At 33.4% G+C, this 23,289-nt stretch carries 21 protein-coding genes; 7 read left to right on the top strand and 14 right to left on the bottom strand.

Annotation, left to right across the window (positions count from 1 at the left end):
• Positions 1-60: 60 nt before the first annotated feature.
• A complete protein-coding gene (locus tag H6W53_RS02255; protein ID WP_185204694.1) occupies positions 61-1,245 on the top strand; it encodes a hypothetical protein in 1,185 nt (394 codons plus the stop codon).
• A 136-nt stretch (positions 1,246-1,381) separates the two neighbouring features.
• The gene (locus H6W53_RS02260; RefSeq protein WP_185204695.1) at positions 1,382-4,498 is read left to right on the top strand and encodes a leucine-rich repeat domain-containing protein; all 3,117 of its coding nucleotides are present in this window, start codon (positions 1,382-1,384) and stop codon (positions 4,496-4,498) included.
• A 114-nt stretch (positions 4,499-4,612) separates the two neighbouring features.
• Here the strand turns inward: H6W53_RS02260 and cphA are convergent, their stop codons facing one another.
• From cphA to H6W53_RS02295, 7 genes are all read right to left on the bottom strand, one after another.
• Positions 4,613-7,240 carry a cyanophycin synthetase gene (gene cphA, locus H6W53_RS02265; RefSeq protein ID WP_185204696.1) on the bottom strand — a complete coding sequence of 876 codons (2,628 nt, stop codon included), beginning with the start codon at positions 7,238-7,240 and terminating at the stop codon, positions 4,613-4,615.
• A gap of 165 nt (positions 7,241-7,405) precedes the next feature.
• Positions 7,406-7,909 carry a hypothetical protein gene (locus H6W53_RS02270; RefSeq protein WP_185204697.1) on the bottom strand — a complete coding sequence of 168 codons (504 nt, stop codon included), beginning with the start codon at positions 7,907-7,909 and terminating at the stop codon, positions 7,406-7,408.
• Positions 7,864-8,658 (bottom strand): hypothetical protein, encoded by a 795-nt coding sequence (locus H6W53_RS02275; RefSeq protein ID WP_185204698.1) that lies wholly within the window; start codon positions 8,656-8,658, stop codon positions 7,864-7,866. Before H6W53_RS02275 ends, H6W53_RS02270 begins: the two co-directional genes overlap by 46 nt.
• Complete coding sequence (locus H6W53_RS02280; RefSeq protein WP_185204699.1) at positions 8,655-10,118, bottom strand: hypothetical protein; 1,464 nt, start codon at positions 10,116-10,118, stop codon at positions 8,655-8,657. The genes H6W53_RS02275 and H6W53_RS02280 overlap by 4 nt, the downstream gene beginning before the upstream one ends.
• A gap of 6 nt (positions 10,119-10,124) precedes the next feature.
• A complete protein-coding gene (locus tag H6W53_RS02285; protein WP_317169720.1) occupies positions 10,125-10,754 on the bottom strand; it encodes an alpha-ketoglutarate-dependent dioxygenase AlkB in 630 nt (209 codons plus the stop codon).
• A gap of 105 nt (positions 10,755-10,859) precedes the next feature.
• Entirely contained in the window at positions 10,860-11,540 is a 681-nt protein-coding gene (locus H6W53_RS02290; protein ID WP_185204700.1) for a hypothetical protein, read from the bottom strand.
• Positions 11,541-12,167: 627 nt separating this feature from the next.
• Positions 12,168-13,007 carry a GLPGLI family protein gene (locus H6W53_RS02295; RefSeq protein ID WP_185204701.1) on the bottom strand — a complete coding sequence of 280 codons (840 nt, stop codon included), beginning with the start codon at positions 13,005-13,007 and terminating at the stop codon, positions 12,168-12,170.
• Between the two features lie 390 nt (positions 13,008-13,397).
• On the opposite strand from H6W53_RS02295, the gene H6W53_RS02300 reads away from it, so the two are divergent.
• From H6W53_RS02300 to H6W53_RS02310, 3 genes are all read left to right on the top strand, one after another.
• The gene (locus H6W53_RS02300; RefSeq protein WP_076390530.1) at positions 13,398-14,285 is read left to right on the top strand and encodes a cyanophycinase; all 888 of its coding nucleotides are present in this window, start codon (positions 13,398-13,400) and stop codon (positions 14,283-14,285) included.
• 408 nt (positions 14,286-14,693) lie between these two features.
• The gene (locus tag H6W53_RS02305; RefSeq protein WP_185204702.1) at positions 14,694-15,536 is read left to right on the top strand and encodes an isoaspartyl peptidase/L-asparaginase; all 843 of its coding nucleotides are present in this window, start codon (positions 14,694-14,696) and stop codon (positions 15,534-15,536) included.
• 98 nt (positions 15,537-15,634) lie between these two features.
• Positions 15,635-15,904: a YtxH domain-containing protein gene (locus H6W53_RS02310; RefSeq protein WP_185204703.1), complete on the top strand. Its 270-nt coding sequence runs from the start codon at positions 15,635-15,637 to the stop codon at positions 15,902-15,904.
• Between the two features lie 56 nt (positions 15,905-15,960).
• Here H6W53_RS02310 and H6W53_RS02315 read toward each other — a convergent pair whose 3' ends face one another.
• The 7 genes from H6W53_RS02315 to H6W53_RS02345 form a co-directional block, all read right to left on the bottom strand.
• Entirely contained in the window at positions 15,961-16,758 is a 798-nt protein-coding gene (locus tag H6W53_RS02315; protein ID WP_185204704.1) for a class I SAM-dependent methyltransferase, read from the bottom strand.
• Between the two features lie 255 nt (positions 16,759-17,013).
• Entirely contained in the window at positions 17,014-17,745 is a 732-nt protein-coding gene (locus H6W53_RS02320) for a hypothetical protein (protein WP_185204705.1), read from the bottom strand.
• On the bottom strand, positions 17,742-18,572 hold the full coding sequence (locus H6W53_RS02325; protein WP_185204706.1) for a PH domain-containing protein: 831 nt from the start codon (positions 18,570-18,572) through the stop codon (positions 17,742-17,744). Before H6W53_RS02325 ends, H6W53_RS02320 begins: the two co-directional genes overlap by 4 nt.
• 188 nt (positions 18,573-18,760) lie before the next feature.
• Positions 18,761-19,702, bottom strand: coding sequence for a PH domain-containing protein (locus tag H6W53_RS02330; protein WP_185204707.1), 942 nt, complete (start codon positions 19,700-19,702; stop codon positions 18,761-18,763).
• A 140-nt stretch (positions 19,703-19,842) separates the two neighbouring features.
• Positions 19,843-21,192: a histidine--tRNA ligase gene (gene hisS / locus H6W53_RS02335; protein WP_185204708.1), complete on the bottom strand. Its 1,350-nt coding sequence runs from the start codon at positions 21,190-21,192 to the stop codon at positions 19,843-19,845.
• Between the two features lie 165 nt (positions 21,193-21,357).
• A complete protein-coding gene (locus tag H6W53_RS02340) occupies positions 21,358-21,813 on the bottom strand; it encodes an HRDC domain-containing protein (protein ID WP_185204709.1) in 456 nt (151 codons plus the stop codon).
• A gap of 17 nt (positions 21,814-21,830) precedes the next feature.
• Positions 21,831-22,163 (bottom strand): single-stranded DNA-binding protein, encoded by a 333-nt coding sequence (locus tag H6W53_RS02345; RefSeq protein WP_116098901.1) that lies wholly within the window; start codon positions 22,161-22,163, stop codon positions 21,831-21,833.
• Between the two features lie 160 nt (positions 22,164-22,323).
• On the opposite strand from H6W53_RS02345, the gene H6W53_RS02350 reads away from it, so the two are divergent.
• Entirely contained in the window at positions 22,324-22,929 is a 606-nt protein-coding gene (locus H6W53_RS02350; RefSeq protein WP_185204710.1) for an HPP family protein, read from the top strand.
• Positions 22,926-23,270: a hypothetical protein gene (locus H6W53_RS02355; RefSeq protein WP_185204711.1), complete on the top strand. Its 345-nt coding sequence runs from the start codon at positions 22,926-22,928 to the stop codon at positions 23,268-23,270. Before H6W53_RS02350 ends, H6W53_RS02355 begins: the two co-directional genes overlap by 4 nt.
• Positions 23,271-23,289 lie beyond the last annotated feature (19 nt).

Consider the following 23,289-nt stretch of genomic DNA (forward strand, 5'->3'; position numbering starts at 1 on the left):
AATATAAAAATCGGACACAGAAACTGTCCGATTTTTTAAATCACAAAAAGAAAAAGAATTATGATTCCAAAATACAGAAAGCAATTTAATCAGGAATTTTCTCAGGAAAAATACAATCAGTTTAAAGAAATTTTAGAACAGAAAAGTGGTCTGGAAGCCGGATTCAGAATTTCCGAAAGTCCTTTATTTCTGACAAAAGAATTTGAATCTAAACTTATTGACGCCAGCGAAAGCATTATCAGCCAGATTAAGAATCTTCCTGAAGAAACTTTACAAAAAGCGATTCCTGGTAACTGCAGAGTTCCCAATGACACGAAACAACCTCACTTTTTCACCATAGATTTCGGGATCTGCAAGAGTGAAAACGGCGAGATTGAACCTCAGTTGATCGAACTTCAAGCTTTCCCTTCTTTGTATGCATTTCAGAAAGTTTTTGAGCAGACATTCTGTGATGTCTACCCTTTTCTTTCGGAGCTGCAAAATAAAATGCCTCATGATGATTTTAAAAATTACATGAAGGATTTACTTCTGGGTGATGAAAATCCTGAAAATGTAATTCTTCTTGAAATTTACCCTGAAAAACAGAAAACCGCCATCGATTTTGTTTTAACGGAAAAATTACTGGGAATAAAAACGGTATGTTTAACCAAAATAAAAAAAGACGGAAGAAAATTATTCTATGAAAACGATGGAAAATTAACGGAAATCAGAAGGATTTACAACCGTGTTATTTTCGACGAATTAGACCAGATTCCGGATCTGAAAACTGAATTTGATTTCCGTGAAGATGTTGATGTAACGTGGGTTACGCATCCGAACTGGTTTTTTAAAATTTCTAAATTCCTCCTTCCACTTTTACAGCATCAGTTTGTTCCGAAAAGTTATTTCCTGCATGAATTCCCGGAAAGCGAAAGCCTTGAAAATTTTGTTTTAAAACCTTTATTTTCTTTTGCAGGAAGCGGAGTCAATTTAAATCCGACTAAGGAAATTACTGATGCTATTGAGGATAAAGAAAACTATATTTTGCAGAGAAAAGTAACTTATGAGCCTATTTTCGAAGATATCAACGGTGAATTTTCAAAAGCAGAGATCAGATTATTATACATTTGGCGCGAAAACGATGAACGTCCTATTCTACTGGAAAATCTGGGCAGAATGACTAAAGCAGCCATGGTAAATGTGGATTTTAATAAAAAGGATGCGATCTGGATCGGAAGTTCAAATGCGTTTTTTGCAGAGGAATAGATTATTATTATAGATATGTGATTTATTTCAAAAAAATAACATAGTTTGCCAAAAGCACACTGCATCTTTTCAAAATTAAAGATTTTTTCAAAGTTATAGTGAATAATAATTTTTAGAGCAAAAATAAAAACGTACCATGAATAAACCACAAAACATCCTCGATTTTGAGAAAAAATATAAAATAGAGTTAAAAGAAAACAAAGAAAAACAAAAATTATCTTACTATAGATCAAATTATTACTTACTAAATGATAAAGATGAGGTAATAGGATTGGGTTTATCTAGAAATCGTATTACTGAAATTCCAAATTTAGAAGATTTCCATATGTTGGAAATCTTAGATTTAAGCTACAATCAGATTTCTAAAATAGAGGGTTTATCTATTTTAAAAAAACTGCATCATTTAAATTTAAAGAATAATCAAATCTCTACTATAGAAGGATTAGACAACTTGCAAAATCTTAACTATTTATATTTAAATAATAATCAAATCTCTAAAATTGAAGGATTAGACACCTTGAAAAACCTTCACCATTTATATTTAAATAATAATCGAATCTCTAAAATAGAAGGATTTAGAACTTTACAAAATCTTCAGCATTTAAATTTAAATAGTAATCAAATCTCTAAAATAGAAGGATTTAGTACTTTGCAAAATCTTCAGCATTTATATTTAAATCAAAATGAGATTTCCACTATAGAAGGATTTAGTAACTTGAAAAATCTTCGGGTGCTATATTTAAGTCAAAATCAAATTTCTACTATAAATGGATTAGGCAGCTTGCAAAATCTTCACCATTTAAATTTAAATAGTAATCAAATCTCTGAAATAGAAGGATTAACTACTCTACAAAATCTTCAAATATTATATTTAAGTCAAAATCAAATTTCTACTATAGGAGGATTAGAAACTTTACAAAATCTTCATAGATTATATTTAGGTAGTAATAAAATCTCTAAAATTGAAGGCTTAAAAAATTTATTAAAACTTATTGTACTATCAATCTATATAAATAAAATTGAAGTATTAGATGGTGCACAAATACCAATTTCAAATGGTCGTATTGATTTATCTTACAATGAAATTAAAGAAATAATTAATTTTGAAAATAGAAAAGATATTTGGCATTTGAATCTTTACAAAAATCAAATTTCTGATATTTTACCTCTGTTACCTCTTTTCAGAAATGATAGAAATATTTTTATAAAAGAAGGAAACTATAAATATGGTATTGGTGTTGGAGCAAACCCATTAGATGAAAGCGTCCTTTCTATTTTGAACATTAATTACAAAGAAGAAAGAAGACAAACCCTTTTAGACTATTTTGAAAATCTTTTAGCTAGGCAACAACCTTTAAGAGAAGCCAAACTCATGCTATTGGGTGAAGGTGAGGCTGGTAAAACTAATTTAAGAAATTATATATTAGGCGAACCTTTTAATGCCAACAAAAGTGCTACTACAGGCATCGTGGTAGATAGACATAATATCCGTATTGATAAAATTGACTACCGAATTAATATCTGGGATTTTGGTGGGCAGTGGATTCAGCAACAGGTACACAAATTTTTTATAACCAATGAGAGTTTATATCTTATTGTTCTTAATGGACGCAATGAAGAAAGACCCGAAAAATGGTTAGATTGGATAAAAAATTATACTGATGATTCCATGGCAATTGTAGTCATAAATAAAATGGATAATAATCATTCTTACAGGTTGGAAGAAAATATACTACGAAAAAATTATCCATTCATCATAGATTTTCATTACATCTCTTTGAAAGAAATTGATGAAGAGAAAAAAGATGCTTTATACAATGGTAACCAGCTAATGCGGACAATTTCAGAGCAAATTTTACATTTGAAAAACATCAATACACCAGTTGCCTCTAATTTTCATGATTTAAAACGAGATTTAGAAGACAATGTTTTAAAAGAAAGAACCCATATCAATTATGATGCTTTTGAAAATTTGTTTATTAAACATCAATTAAAAGGAAAGGTGGATTCTTTTTTAGAAATATTAAACAAGATAGGAACAATACGTTATTTTGAAATTCACGATCGTCTTATATTAAATCCTGAATGGCTTAGCGGAGGAGTCTATAAAGTATTGATGTCAGAATTTACAGCAAAGAATTTCGGTGTTTTTAAAGAAAATGATTTTGATACCATCTTGCAAAAAGCAGAAGAAGATAAGTATTCTTATACCAAAAGAGATTATCCGTTTATTAGCCAAATGATGGAAGAATTTGAAATTGCTTATGTAGAAAAGGGAGATTATTTTGTACCTTCTTTATTTAAAAATGATTTGCCTGAAGAATTTGTGAAAAGCAACATGTTTGATGAATCTATTGTTCATTTTATATTCGACTTCCATTCCGATTATCCTGAAACATTGATTAGTAAATTTATTGTTAGTTTTTTTAATAAAAGACATAATGGTATGTATTGGAAAAACGGTATTGTATTGATAGACAAAGACGATGAATTAAAAGAAGAAATCTATGCTTATATTGAATCTTCAAAAGAAGAAAAACGGATACATATAAAAATAAAAGGAAAAGAAACAAGGAAATTTTTTAAGGATATAAAAGCAAAAATTCATAATTTATTAGAAAAAACAAATTATCAATACAATCAGTTTATTGTTCACACTCCTACAAGTTTAGAGCTTAATTATAAGGATTATGTAGACTTATATATAGGTGGTGAAAGAAGCAGAAAAGAATCTACTAAAAATGGTTTGGTAGAAATAAATATAGCAGAAGTTTTAGGACTAGTAAACAACCACCAAGATTTAAATAGCATGAGCAAAAAAGAAAACAAAGACGTACATTATCATATTGAGACTTATAATGATATGCGAGAAAGTAAAATTAAAAATTCTGTCGTAGCAAGTAAAGATTTTAAACAAAACAATTATGTAAACCAATATGAAGGGAGCACAGATGTTACAGAACTAAAAGCATCTTTAGAAAAAATAGACTTAGCCTTGGCAAATGATCAAGCTTGGAAAGATAATCTTTTGATCTTGATGGATGATATATATAATTTAGAAAATGCCCAAACCAAAGAAGAAGAAGTTGAAGCAAAGAAAGGTGGTTCTAAATTTATTAATTGGTTAAAAGGAGCAAAAGATACAATAGTAATTACCACTGGATTAGCTAATGAAGTACCAAAACTAATAGATGCAGGGGAGAAAATATTTCAGGGAGGACAAGAAGTCTTTGATAATATTTCTAATATATAATTCAAAAAGAAAAAACATATTGAAAGACAGTTTTCTCAATAGCATAGTTCAATTTATTTTATAAATTTTCGGCGGCATCTTCGATGCCGCCGATACTTTTAAATCATAGTATGATTATATTTTATCATCTTCTAGCAATTCTCTTGCCTGATATTCCTGAACCAGATCAATCGCATTGGAAATTACATCACTTAAAGCGGTAATGAAGGTTCCTTCTTCTGCCATTCCCATGGCGTGTTTCAGAGCTTCAATTTCTTTTGGTATAATCTCATAGCTCACATCTCTTCCGGAAGACTGCATTCCTTCGATAATTAAACCGTTGATTTCATCCTCGGTTCTTCCGCGAAGGTGTTTTTCATTTCGGATGATAATATGATCGAACATTCTTCCTGCAATTTTTCCGCATTCTTTAATGTCGCTATCTCTTCTGTCTCCTACCCCGGAAATAATCCCTATTTTCTTCGTTGCTTCTACGTTTTTAAGATAATCTTCAATTGCTTCATATCCTGCAGGATTGTGTGCGAAATCGATTAATACTTTAAAGCTTTTGAATTTAAATACATTGAGTCTTCCCGGTGTAAGCTGCGCACTTGGAATAAATGTTCTTAAAGAATTCGAAATATCCTCGATCCCGAAACCATAAAGATAAGATGCCAGACTTGCTGCCAAGACATTTTCGATCATGAATTTAGCCTTTCCTTCCATCGTGATCGGGAAATCTTTTGCCTTTCCGATCCTGATCTTCCAGTCTCCTTTTTTAATCGTTACAAATCCTTCTTCATACACACAGGTAATCTTTCCTTCTTTTGCAAATTTCTTGATGTGCGGATTGTTCTCATCCATACTGAAAATAGCTACATTGGAATGAAGATCGTTCACGATTCTCATGGAATATTCGTCATCGGCATTCATCACACTCCATCCGTTTTTCTTTACGCTGTCCAGCACTACCCTTTTTACTCTGGTAAGATCTTTCAGGTTATGAATATCGTTCATTCCCAAATGATCTTCCTTGATATTGGTTAAAACACCGATATCGCACTGAGAAAATCCTAAACCGGAACGTAAAATTCCGCCTCTTGCTGTTTCCAGAACGGCAAATTCAACCGTAGGATCTTTCAGGATAAATTCGGCGGAAAGAGGTCCTGTTGTATCTCCTTTCGTTAACATCGTGTTTTGAATATAAATTCCGTCCGATGTGGTGAAACCTACTCTGTAACCGTTGCTTTTAACAATATGCGAAATTAGTCTTGTTGTGGTTGTTTTACCATTGGTTCCCGTTACCGCAATAATTGGGATCGTAAAAGGTTTTCCCTGTGGATACAGCATATCTACGACGGGAGCCGCAACGTTTCTCGGCAACCCTTCACTTGGAGCCAAGTGCATTCTGAATCCGGGAGCTGCATTTACTTCAATGATGGCACCTCCGCTTTCTTTTAAAGGCTGGGTTAAATTTTCAGCCATAATATCAATTCCGCAGACATCAAGACCAATGATTTTTGAAATCCTTTCCGCCATCGTTATGTTTTCCGGATGTACCATATCGGTAACATCTATAGAGGTTCCTCCCGTAGAGAGATTGGCTGTTGATTTCAGATAAACCACTTCTCCTTTCTGCGGAACGGTTTCCAGAGTATACTGAAGTTTTTCAAGAAGCTCGGTAGTATCTTTATCAATTAGGATTTCAGTTAACACATTTTCGTGTCCGTATCCTCTTCTCGGATCTTTATTTTCTTTATCAATTAATTGCTGAAGATTCAGTTCTCCGTCTCCTACAACGTGAGCCGGAACTCTTCTTGCAGCGGCAACCATTTTATTGTTGATGACCAAAACTCTGAAATCATATCCGGTGATGTATTTTTCAACAATAACTTTTCTTGAGTATTTCTGAGCGTGTTCAAGACCTATTTTTGCAGATTCCCAGTCGTTTACATTAATCGAAGAACCTTTTCCGTGGTTTCCGTCCAATGGTTTAATCACGACAGGATAACCAATTTTTCTTATCACACTTCCTAATCCTTCCTCATCCACAATCAGATCTCCGATAGGAACAGGAATTGCCGCATCGTGGAGCATTTTTTTTGTTAATTCTTTATTACAGGCAATATCTACCGCGATTGAACTTGTATTTCCTGTAATAGTCGCCTGAAATCTCTGCTGATTCACGCCATATCCCAACTGAACCAAAGAGTTGGTTCCCAGACGAATCCAAGGAATTCTTCGGGAAACGGCTTCTTCCACGATACTTCCTGTTGAAGGACCGAGACGCACTCTTTCCCTTATTTCTTTTAGTTTTTTTATACAGGCATTCAAGTCGTACTCTTCCCCTTTTATTAAAGCTTCAGCAATTTTCACCGACTCTTCGGCTGCGTAAATTCCTGCATTTTCTTCGATATAGTTGAATACGACATTATACACTCCCGGAGTTTTTGTTTCACGCGTTCTTCCGAAACCAACGTCCATTCCTGCTAAGGTCTGGATTTCCAAAGCGATATGCTCAATAACGTGTCCCATCCATGTTCCCGTTTCGATACGGTGAAAAAAACCGCCTTCTACTCCTTCTGAACATCTGTGAGAGAACAAAGAGGGAATCAGTTTTTCTATTCTTTCTCTGAAACCGTCAATTTTATTGGTTGGGAAATTTTCCATTTCTTCGAGATCCAATCTCATCTGTATCAGTTTCTTCCTTCTGATGCTCCAAATGTTTGGTCCCCGTAACGCCTGTATCTTCTCAATTTTCATAGTCTATTTGCATTTTTTTAATAGTTAACAATAACTCCATTTATTCAAAGATAATGTAAAACCCGAAACGAAACTATACCACAGTTAAACATTTATTAAAAAATGAATAAAAAATATTAAAATTTTTAAAATCTCACAATAATTTCAGATTTGTAGATATTATTTTTATTGTATTATTTTTTTAATTTTTACTTGTTGTTTTCTATATTCGTCACTTGTAATAAAAATTTCAAATAACACTTTTGTTCCAACTGCAATTTTGGAAATTAAATGATAGTTTGTACTTACTGAAAAATAATGCTCTTTTTCCTGGCTTTTTATGAAACCAACTTTTCCACGATTATTGTCGTGCAACAATCTTGTAATTTCGCCTTCAATGTAGTTATTTCTTACTGTTTTTGATCTATTGAATGTTTTCATCTTTATCTGCTGAGCTTTGAAACTGTCCCAATATTTTTTAAGTTCCTTTTTTAGTTTTTTCAAATCCGTTTGCGGGATCTCTGAAAATGAAAAAGTTTTCAATTCGTCAAAAAGCTTTTGGGGTAATTTCCATTCTTCTGATTGCCGGATAATTTTTGACAGCGAAAAATGATGAAAAGATAATTCTAATTTGTCTTGTTGCCTTAGTATTTTGCCAAGTAAATACAACAAATCCGCCTTAAAAACCATACATCATTTGAATAATGGAAATTTTCTATTTTTTCAAGCGCTTCCTTTGATAACTCAAAACATTCCTGCCATTCACATAACTTGCTCAGGGCTTTTGTTTTGTAAGCATACCAGTTTTCAAAATCGGAAGCTAATTCCATATCTTTTAATTGTCCTTTTCGCTCAACCTTTATAGTTGAAGTTGTTTTTGACAGTATTTCTCTGTCTATTTTATTACAAAATTCATTTATTAATTTCCAATTAGGTGCCGCTTTTTTCTTTTCCGATTTTAAAACAACAGAAAAAAGACTTGAAATAAGTGTTTTTGTAAAATCAGTATTAAACAAGTTTAGAATTGGAATTAAATATTCAATTTTTTCTAATAATTCGCTTTTATCGAAATCAAAACTTTCTATTTCGCTACCTTCATCTTCTCCTCCAAAATCTTCTTCTTCCACACTATGAACACTACTGTCATTTCCATTTTCGGCTTTATACTTCGCCCATAACAACCAGCCATAAGCACATAAAACACGTTCGCTTTGTTGATCGTTTATTTCAATTTCATAAATGCTTAAAAACCTAAAACCTTTATCCAAATGATTTGAATTACGCAAACTAGTAATCATATCAGAAATGATATATTCATTATTTGCAATTTGTTCTTTTGTAAAGTTTATTTTATGTTCTCTAAAGTAAGAAAGAGCTTCAGAAAACTTTTTATCATTCTTAAGTATAGCTAATTGCTGGCTGAATTCAAATAATGTCATAAACTCATCTTGTTTTTTAAAATCGCATTTATTTCTTCCGCAATTGTCTTGTCAGTTCTATTGGGAATAGATTCTGTTTTTGTGAATTTAAAATTTCGATCATACCAAAATTTAAATGTAGCTATAAACCCATTTTTCTTTATTTCATAAATTTCGTGAAAATTTTTATGCTCAATACTTGTGATTTGAAAATCATATACTTCTAATTGACTTTTTAAGATTTCATAAAGTTCTTTTTGGTCATCGTTTTCAAAATCAAATACTATATCAATTCTTTTACTTTCAGGAATTATAATTGTCTTGTTTTGAAGATTAACAAGTTTTATATAAATACTCTCGGCAAATTCTGTCGAATTAGTTGGTTTTTGTATGGTTGAGATTTTATTACTCGACTTATAATGTATTATGAAATTTGCATTATTTTGATCTTTTGAAAAAGTATAATGTTCTTTAAATTTATCGTGTCTAACATTTTTAATATCAATATTTTCATTCATCAAACACTCATAAACTGCTAAATAGACATATTTGATAAATAATGATTCATCTGCAAAATTATCTGGTAATTTAATTTCAAATAAATTTGTATTTAAAACAAGTAAATTTTCTCTTGACTTAACATTTTCAATATTAGGCATAGGAATAAAATAAACAGTATTGCGCTCAAATTTGAAAACTTTTAACTTTAAAGTGTAATTTTTTTCAATATCTCTTTCGTGTTCATCTTCTAATAATAAATCTAATTTATTATCACTTTTTTCAAGATTAGATAAAACATTTGGTGTATTGACGGAATTGAAAAAATTATAAAACTCGTCAATTCTATTATTATTGTTATTCAATGGTCCAACACAAAAGAAATAATGTTCGCCTTTAGATTTGTTTTCAAAAAGTTGAGCTAGTTTCATTAAATCTATTTGTGGAATGTCAAGAATATTTGAGAAAAAATGGAGAGTTACTGATTCTTTAGTTATTACATCTGATTTCTGAATATCATTCAAAAATTTGCATTTTGTTTCTATTTTATTTTCATCCTTAATATATAGATTTACGTGTTTTTTTGCACGATCTAAAGCTTGTTCAGAAGGTTCAATTAAAATCACTTTTTGAGTATTATTTGGAATATTAAGTTTATTCAAAAAATCAAAAAAACAAATTGTTGCCAATCCTTGTCCACATCCCCAATCAACTATCGCCAAGTTATTATTAAAAACTTCATTTGGATTTTGAACTGAAGAAAGAGCTTCATTTATTTTTGCTTCATGCATATTTCCATATGCAAAAATATACTGACATAATAGTTCATGGGAAGTCAATAAATCTACTCCATGATTTAATTGTTTTTGCAGATCATCTCTTTCAGTCCTCTTTAGATATGATAGAGAATTTCCGGCAATTTTTCTGATTTCCTGAAAAGTTGGATTTTCTAATTTAAGTATTTCATTATAATAATTATCCATAAAATACTAAAATTTTATTGTTCTAAAAGTTAAATTAATTCTTTCTGAAATATCCTTTTTTGTTTTCGGAATTTGATGGTGCCAAAAATGCTGTAGTTCCCCTTGCATTATTAAAAGACTACCATGTGTTAATTCAATTTCTAATTTTTCTTTTGTTTCTTTATGCCTAAGTTGAAATTTTCTAGTTGTCCCAAAACTTACAGAGGCAATTACAGGATTTTCTCCTAATTCTTGTTCTGCATCAGTGTGCCAGGAAATAGAATCGTTTCCACTTCTATATCGATTAAGCAAAACACTATTAAAATTTACTTTTGATATCGGTTCTATTTTTTCTTTTATTTCAAGAAGTTCTTTTGTCCAAATTCGAGGAGCTAATGTAATTCCAGAAAATGAATAAGGTTTATCATTATCGCCATACCAAGCTGTCAAACGTGGGAATAAAACTTGTTTTCCATACATATTCATTGATTCTTGGTTCCATTCAATTTCGGTTAAGAGTTTATGAAATAGCAAATCACTCTCTATTTTTGTAAAAAAGTTCGGGTAAAACAGATATTCTCCGTTTTTTATTTTGTTCAAACCTGTTGAGACTTTATAGGCAGGTTGAATTGGGTTTCCAAATAAATCTGTGTTCACTTTTAAAGTTTATTTATATTAGACTTTGGTAATTTTATAATTAATAGTAAAACCCAAGGCATTGTAAAAAACTTGAGAACTTATTAAAATCTAAAAATAGAATCATTAACCGCCCCTATTCTCCTTCCCCTCCCCGCTCTTCACCTTATCCACATGCAGCTTGGCGAGCATTCTTTTGATGATATATTCATCAGCTTTTTGCTGTCCTTCGAAGATTAATTTGCCATCTTCGCAGATCTCAGAAATATATTTGTATAAGCCGTCGTACAGTTCTTTTTGAGTACCGATAATTCCTGCTACCTTTTTCATTAACTGCGTCTGCTCATCGGCTTTTGCGGCAATAGCCCGTTGAAAATCCTGTAAATCCTGAGGTATCGTACTTTTCATTCCCTTATCCTGTAAAAGCGTAAGATGGGCATTGACTAATGAAATAAGGTCTGCAAGCTTACTGCCGACTCCTTCAAAATTACGTTTCTTAATATCCGTCAGAATCTGTGTGGTGAGGTTAGTGGGAATTCCTGCTCTTTCAATGCGTATTCTTAAACTTTTAAGAGGTTTTTTCAGATCTTCTCCCAAAAGGTAAAGTGCCTGAGTAGCCTGTTTCTGCTGTACCAGAGCCGTGTTACTGGCTTCTTTCTGCTCTACTTCTGTAATTTTCGACTGAAAAGCATTTTTATATGTCTGCGTATAATTGTGATCTTCCTCTGCAAAAAGCAAAAGGTCTCTGCTGAAACTGGCGATAAGGTCTTTTGCCAGCGGAAGATATTCTTCCTGTTTGATATACATGGTTATTGGTTTTTAATTTAATACTAATATAATAATTTTATTACAAATTCAATATATAGTTAAACATATTTTTCAATAACTATATTTATTTCACTTTTTCAGTATATCTCCAAATCATTGAAAAATAAACAATAATAGTATCTGACAAAGAGAATCATCCTTACTCATGGTAAGCAAATAAAAAATATGGATTAGAAAAAATCTGTTCTTCATGGGATTAAAAATTAGCAAGCGTTTTCTAACAGAGATCCTTCGCCAAGCTCAGGATGACACCTCGAATACCAACCGCAATATTTAACATCTTCAGCCTGAGTATGTCGAAGCGTTTATTAGTAAAAGAGATAAGTCAATATGTTAATTATTTATTGAATAACTTCTAAACTAGAGTGAATGAGATTTTTCATCAGGTCAAAACCTTTGGTTTGCAGGGTAATTATTTGGAGACTCCGGACAAAATGACTGCACACAAAGATCAACAGGGTTTTTCGTCCATCAAAATGCTGTTCTCTGTGGGATGAATTGCGTTTACCTTTAAGCTGAAATCTATTTCAGAAAGATCAATCTGTTTTTACGCTTGGAAAACTGCTGTTTTCTGTAGAGACAATGCCTTTTATCCTCCGCTGAAACTTATTCCAATTCGATGGGATTATACGGAAGAGGAGGAGATTTTACAGCGATCTGGCTGCCATCTTCGTTATACGCTTTTCCATGAAAAAAGCCGGGATTGTCATGATATGTTTGCAATGCTTTTCTAAACTGCTCTCGGGTTATATGAAGAATTCTTTTCTCATTTCTAAGATAGACTGCATTTATCTTTTTATCCATTGCAATGGCTGTAAAATGAAAATTATTGTCGCTGTCTTCCAATTCTAAAATTAAACCGGGAAGATTCTGAAAAATATAAGGACCGTTGTTAATAGGAATTTCTTTGCAATACCATGCTGTATATTTTCTTCCCCGATACTTCGTAGTGGCTTTATGGCATATATACCCAAGGATTTCTCTGGTCTCGTTTTCAAGTTTCCAGTCGAGAGCGGGCTGTTTTTCTTCATATTGGTACGTAATATTTGTTTTATCCTGTACCGTAATGTTATTTTCCTGAAAATTTTTAATTAAAATACTTCTCCATTTTTCCGCTAAATTAAGGGACTGACCTAATTCTTTAGCTCCTATTTTCTCCAAATGACTGTATTTTTCCATTAAAGAATCTTTGCGCAATACATTAAAATCTGAAAATTTAGAAAATTTCTTTCCTATCTGCAAAACACAGGTTGTTTCCAGCTTTTTCTTTTTGGGATCTTTAACAAATTCTGCTTTATAGTAAATATTCTGATAACTGCTGTCAATAACCATGGCTTCATAAGAATCAGGTTTCATAGAAAAATTTCCGCTTACGGAAATCTGGGCATGGGAGAAAAAACTTAAGAATAAAAACAGGGACTTTAATAAATGATGAGGGTGAAACATTGGTGATCTGGTTTAGAAATTTACTGTGTTAAATGCATATTGAATTTAAGATTCGGCTCAATGGCTGCAATTAACAATTCGTCATTGTTTTTATTTGATGGCATTAAAGACAGAAATTGGCTGAACTTTTATTAAAAAAATAACTCTATTCTTTTACACAACCACAAAAATAACAAAAAGATGAGTTAAACTTTTGTTCAAAATACTGATTATAAAAGAAAAAGATCACGATAGCTTAAAAAAAGGCTCCAATTTTAATTTTTGTAAAACTTAAATATTCTCACAATCACTTCTCATACCTGCTTTTTAAGTTTTATTTTCACTTATTGATTATCAATCCCTCTTAATCCTTTCTCAAATGTTAATTATTTTTTAAATTTGCACCCTATGATGAAACCTGTTGGAAAATTAATTGTTATCGGAGGTGCTGTAAACAAAGGAAGTTTTGCAGAAACCGATTTTGATCAAAGTGTAGAAAAAAACCTGAATTTTTTTGAGAGGGGAATTCTTCGAAAGATTATTAATGAATCTAAATTGAAAGAGAATTCCGTTATTGAGATTATCACCACTGCCTCTCAGATTCCGCAAATTGTAGGTTCCGAATATAAAAAAGCCTTCGAATTTTTAGGTGCTAAAAATGTAAACATCCTTGATATTCATAACCGTGAGGAAGCGAATTCTGATGCTATTGTTGCGAGAGCCAATGCTGCAGATGTGGTGATGTTTACAGGTGGAGATCAGCTGAGACTGACTTCAATTCTTGGCGGAACAAGGTTTCACGATACCATTTTACTGAAATATCAGGAACAGGATTTCATCTACTCAGGAACTTCTGCCGGAGCCGCTGCGGCATCGGAAAATATGATTTATCAGGGAAGCAGTTCCGAAGCTTTGCTGAAAGGAGAAATTAAAACCACTCAGGGTTTAGGACTGATCGATAACGTGATTATCGATACGCATTTCGTACAGAGAGGAAGAATCGGAAGACTTTTTCAGGCGGTGGTAAACAATCCGAGAACTCTGGGAATCGGTCTGGGAGAAGATACCGGATTGTTCATCCACAATGATGTGATGACGGCGGTAGGTTCTGGACTGGTGATTCTGGTGGACGGAAGGTTTATTAAAGACACGAATCTTACGAATATTAATCTTGGAGAACCTATTTCTATTGATAATTTAACGGTTCATGTAATGTCGATGAACGATCATTATGATCTTACGACTAAAGCGCTGACGATCGAGAATTCTCAGTTTAATCCGATCCCGCAGGAAAAATAGAAAGGGAATGGTAAATGGTGAATTGTTCCTGTGACAATTTTAGATATTTACAACGAACTTTTTTAAATAAAATATTCTTGTTGGAAAACGCAAAGACGCAAGATTTTTATTCGTCTCAAATCTTTAAGGCGCAGGAAAATCCAAGATTTTCAATAAGGATTGATGCTTAATTTTATCGTGGATAGAAAGAATCTCAGGATTGCAATATAAATGAGATTCGTGACCAGTGAAAAGCACAATGAACGATTAAAATATGCAGGAAAATCTTAGCCCCGATAGAAACGGCATCCTTTTGGGTTGCGGACGGAGCGAAGCGGAGTCCGTAACCCAAAAGATACAGTGGATAGCGGGAATAAGCTCCAAAAAAAATATAAGTACTACCTTTAAACAATCAACATCCATAATTATATGAAAATAATCATCCACGGCGGATTTTTCTCGGAAAGCGACCAGAGCCACGAAGTAAAAACAGCCAAACAGAATTCATTAAAAAGCATTGCTCAGAAAGCATTCAATTATTTAAAATCCAACTCTGCATTTGATACTGCTGCGTATGCTGTTTCTTTGCTGGAAGATGATGAGCTGTACAATGCAGGAATCGGTTCGCAGATCCAGAGTGATGGCGTGATCAGGATGAGTGCAGCGATTATGGATGGAGAAACCCAGAAATTAAGTGGTGTCATCAATATTCAGGAGGTGAAGAATCCTGTTTTTGTAGCGAAAGAACTGATGAAAGAAGACGACCGGGTTTTAGGAGGAAGCGGTGCAAAAAATTATGCAACAGAACACGGTTTCGAGAATTTTTCAACTGAAATTCCGCAAAGGAGAAAAGAATATGAAGCGAAACTTGAAAATGGCGGAAAAGGAACGGTAGGCTGTGTAGCGATTGATAAGGACGGAAAATTAGCCGTTGCCACTTCTACCGGAGGAAAAGGTTTTGAAATTCCGGGAAGGATATCCGATTCGGCTACTGTTGCCGGAAATTATGCGAATTCTTTCTGTGCGGTAAGCTGTACCGGAGTGGGTGAAGATATTGTAAGCAATGCCACCGCAACGAAAATTGTAACCCGGGTTACCGATGGCATGACGATAGAAGAAGCGTTTACAAAAACTTTCGACGAATTAAAAACCATCGATGGCTTTGCAGGTGCGATTGCTATTGATAAAAACGGAAATATATACCATCAGGATTCTTATCCCACTATGGTTTTTGCAAGTTTTGACGGAGAAAATTATGAAGTTTTCAATTAAATTTAACATTATTTTATAAGTCTGTTTATTTTTTTGGCACACATTTTACATGATTACTAATATCAAACTTTAATATTAACTTAAAAAAAATAGAAATCATGGGAAATAAGACAAAAGGCTTATTAGCGTTATTAGGATTAGGAGCACTTGCATACTGGAAATACAAAAATTCTTCTGAAGAAGATAAGCAAATAGTGAAAGATAAGATCAACACTGCAAAAGACAACCTAAACAAATGGGGAAATGATCTTAAAGATAAAGCCAACAATGTTGCTTCACAGGTAAAAGATAAAGCAAACGACGTAGCTTCTCAAGCTCAGGATAAAGAGGAAGATCTTAAAAATAAAGCTCAGGAAGCAGTAAGCTAGACTATAAATAGTTTATTTTAACATTCATATATACAGGAAAGTCATCGTAGTTTTTATTACGATGACTTTTTTTGTGCTTCAATGGCAAAAACCAAAGGAATTTTATTTCCGAACTGAGGAATTCTCCATTTTCCTTTTTCAAATTCTTCAACATGCCTGAAACATGGATACGGCGACCAGTCGAATTCCTGAAACTTTTTGATCTGAAGATTCTGATTAATTAAATTCTGAAGAACTTCCGCCAGAGAATGGTTCCACATCACATAATCCTGAACGATATCTGCGGACTGATCTGCATACGTTCCTTCATAGGTTTCCACAATCGGTTTTTCGTTGAAATAGTTGTATTGTACGCCTTTGAAATCGTCGTCGTACATCCAGACTACAGGATGAAATTCTGCCATTACAAATCTCCCTTCCGGTTTTAGAAAACGGGTAATGATTTTTGCCCACTCTCCTAAATCGGGAAGCCAGCCGATTGTTCCGTAACTTGTAAAAACAATGTCGAATTTATGATCGAGAACATCGGGAAGACTGTACAGATCTGTGCAGAGAAATTCTGTATCGGTTCCTGCTTTCTGAGCCAGATCTTTTGCTGCTGCAATGGCTTTATCCGATAAATCGATTCCCGTAACTTTTGCGCCCATTCTCGACAGCGAAATAGAATCCTGCCCGAAATGACACTGCAAATGAAGAATAGTTTTACCTTTTACATCTCCTAAAAGATCTAATTCAATTGAATTTAACGAAGTTCTTCCCTGCAAAAATTCATCTACAAAATAGAAATCGGATTTGAGATGAGGTTCTACTTTGGCATTCCATGAATTTTTATTGATTTCTAAATAATTTTCCATTGTTTTTTAGTTTTATTGATAAACCTGTTTAAATTTTTTACCGCAAAAGATGCGAAAGATTTAAATACTTGAGTTATTTAAGTTTAATACCTAAATAGAAAAAAGAGAACATAAGTTAAAAAAAATCAAAGATTTTTTTTCTTTGCAGACTTTTGAAATACTTTACATAAATCCACTAAAGTCTTTTGTCCCTTTTGCGGTTAATTCTGAAATTAGTTTAAAACAGTTTTCTTAATCAGCTTTAAAATATTAAAATTACCAACCCTGAATCACATAGTTTTTAACCAAAAGCTTTCTTTCAGGCTGTGAAGCATCTTCCGGCTTAAACCACACTTCTACTCTGCTTCCGTAATAATCTCCCCAATCTCCCTCCTGTACGTTAAACTGTTTACTCAGAGGGAATTCTTTCAGTTCATCACTAGGATTTTCCACTTTCACTTTAGTATCTTTTGCAATTTCTTTTTCAGATAAAATTCTGTTGGTGGTAAGATCAAACATTTTCAGATAAACAGTTCCTTTTTCAATTTTATTAAGGAAAACCTGATATTTATAGGTTCCGGGCTGATTATAATCATAAAGGATCACTTCAGGTTTATCGACTTTAAATAATGGCTTTTCGTCACTAAAAGATAGTTTTAAAGGCATATCTACTTTCACATTATTGGGGTTGTAAATATCTCCTTTGTATTCTTTGTAAGGACTTTTGGGAAGCAGAACCGTAAAGAAAACAGCCGTAATAAACAAAAAGACGACCGAAAGAACGACCTGTACAAGACCTTCTTTGAATCTTTTCTTAAAAATTTTTGATATTCCTAAAATAATATATCCCAAAGCAACCATAATCGGCGTTATGAAGCATAAATTCCAGATGATTTTATTTACCGGCAAAATAAGCATCCATATCCAGCAAAAAATACCGACAGATGAAATAAAAAACGGTGCAGACCATTTTCCGTTGAATATTTTGAAAAAAATTGCTTTTATCATAGTTTTTCTAATAGTTTTTTCTTTTGTGATGTAAATTCTTCCTCTGTTAAAATACCGTTTTCTCTCAGTTGTCCTAATTTTTCGAGCTGTTCCAGAACGCTTTCGGAAACAGTATTCTGCTCCGGAGATGAGGCTTTGGAAACTTCTTTATTATAAATTTTACTGATGAAATGGTAAAAATCTTCAGCATAATCTTTATTGAAGAACGATTCAAACTCAACCGTTTTTTCTTTTGTATGAATTCTGATGTTCGGCGACACAAAGTTTTTTACGAAGCTTACTTCAAGAATATTATCATTGAGAAATTCATTCACTTTTGCCGGAGAAAACATCGCTTTGGAAACCGAAATGATTCTTTTGGGCGTAACGAGCAAAATTCCCGCATCCGTAGTTTTGGCGAACTGAGCGTCTATAATCGCTAAAATTTTCTCATCCAGATCAAGAATATACGGAAGTTCTTTAATTTCTCCTTTTGTAAACAGAGAAAGATTGGCTCTTAAACTTTCCAGTTGCTTTTTTATCTCTTTCAGTCTTTTTTTATAAAGATCTTTTGACAACACATTATGCTCTGAATCTGCTATTGAAGGTAAATTTTCAGCAATATTTTCCTGAACTGTTTCCTCTTGAGCAATTTCTCCGTTTTGGAGGAGATTTTCAATATCTTTCAAACTGAAGCGATGCAGATCCGAAAGCAATTCTTCGTTCACTATACTCGCTTTTTCAAGGCATGAATTACAGATGATATTTCCGTCAGACAGTTTATTTTCGCCCAACATCGTGTCGATTGAAGTCAGTTTTTTTCCACACAATCCGCAATGATCGTTCATTGTAAATAATTATTTTTGATTTAATGCGTTTAGCTTTTTGATCTGATCATACATAAACAAAAGATATAAATGAATTTGAAAATCACATCATCTTAAAAAATCTTTGATCTCTATCTTTTAAAAACAATCTATCAATTTCTTTTGCTGTCAAACTTTAAAATCAGTCTTCTAAACGGACATTCTGAATATTAAAGTCGGTCTAATAATTTTTTCTTCTGTTCCGTAAATTCCTGATCCGTCAGAACGCCCATTTCTCTAAGTTTTCCAAGTTTTTCCAACTGTTCAAAAATCACTTCCGGAGCTTCTTTCTGCATATTAGAATTTTGCTGTACAGGATTCAATTCCGCAGGCTTTTGAAAAGGTTTCTCAGAAACCGGCATATTGTACAAATTATAAGACGAAGACTGAATTTGTTGTTGTTGTTGTTGTTGTTGTTGTGAAGCAGACTGACTGATCGTACCATTCAGATATTGATTAACCGCATTGCAGAAATTCTTTCCGTCATTTTTATTATGAAGCTTAAATTCTGCCACGGAACCGTTCTTTGAGAAAATTTTCAGGGTTGAATACAAAAGACTTTCCACATGATCTACAGAACGGATATTTTCGAAGAGATATTCGTCTTTCTGCACATTTCCAAAAAGTTTTTTATCAATAAAAACAACTCTTCTCTGCGTAGAAAATAAAAGACCTTCTACTTTTGCAGGTATGGTAAGACCTTCTGCAATAGCAGTTAACTTTTCATTATTTTCTAAAATATGAACGAGTTCCTTTACTTCACTGTTTACAAAAATGCTTAACCTCGCATTCAGGGCAACAATCTGATCCTGAATATCATCAAGTCTGGTCACTGTTCCTCCAAATCCAAAAGACGGTGTTTCGGGACTCTGAAAGTTTGAAGTCTGTGACGATCCAAAATTTTCAGTTTCGCCAATTTTTCCCTGCAAAATAATTCCCCTGATTTCGGGCAGGAAAAACAGCTGCAGATTATTGACAACATCCTTATTGATATTGGAAGCCTCATTCAGGCATTTGTTACACAGAATATGATTGTCCGCCAGTTTATTTTCGCCCAAAAGCGTATCCATAGATGTTAAAGGCGTTCCGCACAATCCACAAATATTGTTCATTTGATTTTCATGTTTAAAAGTTTAAAAAAGCATAAAACAATTTATGATTTTCTAAAATACAAATTTGTAATTAAATCGTACCAACTGAAAATAAAAAAGCATCAGGATTAATGATGCTTTTTAGTTTTCTGATTTTATTTTTATCCCAAAAACTCTTCCAGAGCAACCGTTTTCTGTTCTCCTGCTTCGAGATCTTTATAAGTTATCGTTCCGTTTTTAATTTCTTCTTCGCCTAGGAATACGAGATTTTTAATCCCTTTTTTCTCCGCATAGGTGAACTGTTTACCGATCTTTGCCGCTTCTGGATACATTTCTGCGGAAATTCCTTTTTCTCTCAATTGTCTTATCAGTTTTAGGGCTTCTACCGTTTCATTTCCTCCGAAATTGGCAAAAAGAAATTCTACTTTAGAGGTAGCTTCTTCAGGGAAAAGTCCGAGTTCTTCCATCACGAGATAAATTCTGTCCAGACCAAAAGAAATTCCGATTCCCGGAATATTTTTAACGCCGAAAACTTCTGTAAGATTGTCGTATCTTCCGCCGCCGCCGATGGAACCCATCTGAACTTCATCTGCTTTTACTTCGAAAATCGCTCCGGTGTAATAATCCAGACCTCTTGCTAATGTGATGTCAAAAACAAGATTCTGAATATCAACTCCAAGATTTAAAGATTGTGTAATAACAAACTCAAGCTCTTCTACTCCTTTCAGTCCAACTTCATTTCCGGCAAATTTTTCTTTTAACTGAAGAAGATTTTCCAGCGCATCATCCGACTGGTTGAAAAGGAAATCCAGTTTATCAATGGATTCCTGAGCAATTCCTCTTTCCAGTAATTCTTTTACAACACCGTCTTTTCCGATTTTGTCTAATTTATCCAAAGCTACCGTGAAATCTATTAATTTATCGGTAATTCCTGCAAATTCTGCCAATCCGGAAAGAATTTTACGGTTATTGATGTGGATGGTTACAGAAACTCCAAGCTCCGCGAAAGATTTCAGATACAACTGAACCAGATCTACTTCCTGCAAAAGACTTTCGCTTCCTACAACATCCGCATCGCACTGGTAAAACTCTCTGAATCTTCCTTTTTGAGGGCGATCCGCTCTCCAAACCGGTTGAATCTGATACCTTTTAAAAGGAAAAGTAAGCTGATTATGATTCATTGCCACAAATCTTGCAAAAGGTACCGTAAGGTCGTAACGAAGGGCTTTATCAGAAATTTGAGAAGTCAGTTTTTGATGATTCTTATTTTCCCAATCTTCCTGATTTACTTTAGAAGTGTAATCTCCCGAATTTAAAATTTTAAAAATCAAACGATCTCCTTCCTCCCCGTATTTTCCCGTTAATGTTGAAAGATTTTCAAAGCTCGGTGTTTCCAGTGGCTGGAATCCGAATAACTCGAAGTTCTTCTGTAAAGTATTGATGATGTATCTTCTTCTTGCAACTTCCAGTGCCGTAAAATCTCTCGTCCCTTTTGCTAAACTTGGTTTCATTTTATAACAGATAAATGATATTAATATGTATAAGCTGCAAAAATAAGGAATTGAAAGGACTTTTACTACACATAAACCCGTTTAAACTATATCAGAAAATAATACTAAACCTCACAGGTTTTAAAAAACCTGTGAGGTTTGAAAATACTTAAAAATACATGAAGATCATATACTTTCCAATATTTCCAGAATTTCTTCACCATAATTCTCTATTTTATGCTTCCCGAAACCTTTTATATCGCGCAACTCCTCTTTTTTAGCCGGTTTATATTTCGCTACAGACATCAGTTCTTTATTGGAAGCGATAAAATAGCTTGGTAGGTTCTGTTCTTTCGCTTTTTCGGAACGCCAGTATTTCAGGGCTTCCAGTATTTTTAATTCATCATTATTTAAGGCTTCATCTTCTGCGGAGTATTTTGCCGTTTTAGAATCTTTTACTACATTTTGCTGAACGATTTTCAGTTCATCAAAATACAGAACAACCGACCAGTATTTTTCGTCCTGAACGAAAGCGGTTTCAACTTTTATAATATCGTGCGATTCCAGAAAAGCTTCAAGTGTTCTTTGATCTTTCTCAAGATGTCTGTCGTCCAGTCCGATTTTAAAAACTTTTATTTTCATGACTTGTAATTTTTAGATTATTTTCCTCCCAACAAAAGAATTTCATCTACGCGTATTTCTGTAATATATCTTTTTACACCATCTTTATCATCATACGATCTGTAAGTAAGTTTTCCTTCCACAGCAATTTCTTTTCCTTTCGGAACGTATTTCTGGAATATTTCAGCCGTTTTTCCGAAAGCAACCAGATTGTGCCATTGCGTTTCCTCTACTTTTTCACCTTTCGCATTGGTGTAGTGATCTGATGTTGCAAGAGAAACGGCAGCTTTTACATTTCCGTTATCGAAGCTGATGATTTCTACTTCTTTTCCTGTAAATCCGATTAGGGTAACTTTGTTTCTTAGTGACATAACTTTATTTTTAAATTTAACGTTCAGATAAGAGACGTTCATGTTTTTCTCAAATCTCTGTGGCAAAGGTTGCTGAATTTAAGAACCGGAGTCGGTAGAAAACTATTTAAATTCGTTTGTAGTCGTTTGCAAACGGATAATTTCGTATCTTTGAAATCCTATGAAGAAGACAATAAAAAGAACGTTCCGTGTTTCTAAATATGTGATTTACAGAGAAACTCTGGTAGACTATAAAGAACATTTCTGGTCGTTTCTGGGAGCGTTTTTCGGAATCGGAATAATTGCTTTCATCCAGTCACACACTTTGTCGGCTACAGAAAATATCTTTTTAATTGGTTCTTTCGGAGCTTCAAGTGTTTTAATTTACGGAGCCATTCAAAGTCCTCTTGCGCAACCGAGAAATTTAATCGGAGGACACGTTCTGTCAGCTTTAGTGGGAGTTACAGTCTATAAAATCGTTCCGGATATTATCTGGCTTTCTGCACCTCTGGCTGTTGCTTTTTCCATCGTTTTGATGCAGTATACGAAAACGCTGCATCCGCCCGGCGGAGCAACTGCACTGATTGCGGTAAGTTCGACTGGGAAAATTCCGGAACTGGGATATTGGTATGTTCTTTCTCCTGTTCTTTCAGGATGCATTATTCTATTAATTATTGCTTTAATTTTCAATAATATCACTTCGAACAGAAGTTATCCGAATCATAAAAGGTTTACATATTTACTGAAGAAAAAACACAAACATCCACACAAAATGAAAAAAGTATGAATTGTCTCGAATGCGGCGAAAAAATTATCGGCAGATCCGACAAAAAATTCTGTAATGATGCCTGCCGAAACGCCTACAATAACAAACAGAATAAGGATTCCAGCAATCTGATGCGGAACATCAATAACAAACTCCGCAAAAACTACAGAATTCTGACGGAAGTAAATACCGACGGAAAAACAAAAGTTGCCAAATCCAAGCTCGATGGCTTAGGTTTTGATTTCGATTATTTCACAAATCTGAAAGTTTATAAAAACGGCTCCGAATATAAATTTATTTACGATTACGGCTATAAACTTCTGGAAGATGATTTTGTTCTGATCGTAAAAAATCAGGCATAAAAACTACAAAGATTTTTAA

It is taken from the genome of Chryseobacterium sp. C3 (assembly GCF_014218905.1).
In the GTDB taxonomy this organism is placed as follows: domain Bacteria; phylum Bacteroidota; class Bacteroidia; order Flavobacteriales; family Weeksellaceae; genus Chryseobacterium; species Chryseobacterium mucoviscidosis.

Coding starts and splice junctions, on each gene's coding strand:
- H6W53_RS02255 (WP_185204694.1), top strand. CDS start 61: ATGATTCCAAAATACAGAAAGCAATTTAATCAGGAATTTTCTCAGGAA.
- H6W53_RS02260 (WP_185204695.1), top strand. CDS start 1,382: ATGAATAAACCACAAAACATCCTCGATTTTGAGAAAAAATATAAAATA.
- cphA (WP_185204696.1), bottom strand. CDS start 7,240: ATGAAAATTGAGAAGATACAGGCGTTACGGGGACCAAACATTTGGAGC.
- H6W53_RS02270 (WP_185204697.1), bottom strand. CDS start 7,909: ATGGTTTTTAAGGCGGATTTGTTGTATTTACTTGGCAAAATACTAAGG.
- H6W53_RS02275 (WP_185204698.1), bottom strand. CDS start 8,658: ATGACATTATTTGAATTCAGCCAGCAATTAGCTATACTTAAGAATGAT.
- H6W53_RS02280 (WP_185204699.1), bottom strand. CDS start 10,118: ATGGATAATTATTATAATGAAATACTTAAATTAGAAAATCCAACTTTT.
- H6W53_RS02290 (WP_185204700.1), bottom strand. CDS start 11,540: ATGTATATCAAACAGGAAGAATATCTTCCGCTGGCAAAAGACCTTATC.
- H6W53_RS02295 (WP_185204701.1), bottom strand. CDS start 13,007: ATGTTTCACCCTCATCATTTATTAAAGTCCCTGTTTTTATTCTTAAGT.
- H6W53_RS02300 (WP_076390530.1), top strand. CDS start 13,398: ATGAAACCTGTTGGAAAATTAATTGTTATCGGAGGTGCTGTAAACAAA.
- H6W53_RS02305 (WP_185204702.1), top strand. CDS start 14,694: ATGAAAATAATCATCCACGGCGGATTTTTCTCGGAAAGCGACCAGAGC.
- H6W53_RS02310 (WP_185204703.1), top strand. CDS start 15,635: ATGGGAAATAAGACAAAAGGCTTATTAGCGTTATTAGGATTAGGAGCA.
- H6W53_RS02315 (WP_185204704.1), bottom strand. CDS start 16,758: ATGGAAAATTATTTAGAAATCAATAAAAATTCATGGAATGCCAAAGTA.
- H6W53_RS02320 (WP_185204705.1), bottom strand. CDS start 17,745: ATGATAAAAGCAATTTTTTTCAAAATATTCAACGGAAAATGGTCTGCA.
- H6W53_RS02325 (WP_185204706.1), bottom strand. CDS start 18,572: ATGAACGATCATTGCGGATTGTGTGGAAAAAAACTGACTTCAATCGAC.
- H6W53_RS02330 (WP_185204707.1), bottom strand. CDS start 19,702: ATGAACAATATTTGTGGATTGTGCGGAACGCCTTTAACATCTATGGAT.
- hisS (WP_185204708.1), bottom strand. CDS start 21,192: ATGAAACCAAGTTTAGCAAAAGGGACGAGAGATTTTACGGCACTGGAA.
- H6W53_RS02340 (WP_185204709.1), bottom strand. CDS start 21,813: ATGAAAATAAAAGTTTTTAAAATCGGACTGGACGACAGACATCTTGAG.
- H6W53_RS02345 (WP_116098901.1), bottom strand. CDS start 22,163: ATGTCACTAAGAAACAAAGTTACCCTAATCGGATTTACAGGAAAAGAA.
- H6W53_RS02350 (WP_185204710.1), top strand. CDS start 22,324: ATGAAGAAGACAATAAAAAGAACGTTCCGTGTTTCTAAATATGTGATT.
- H6W53_RS02355 (WP_185204711.1), top strand. CDS start 22,926: ATGAATTGTCTCGAATGCGGCGAAAAAATTATCGGCAGATCCGACAAA.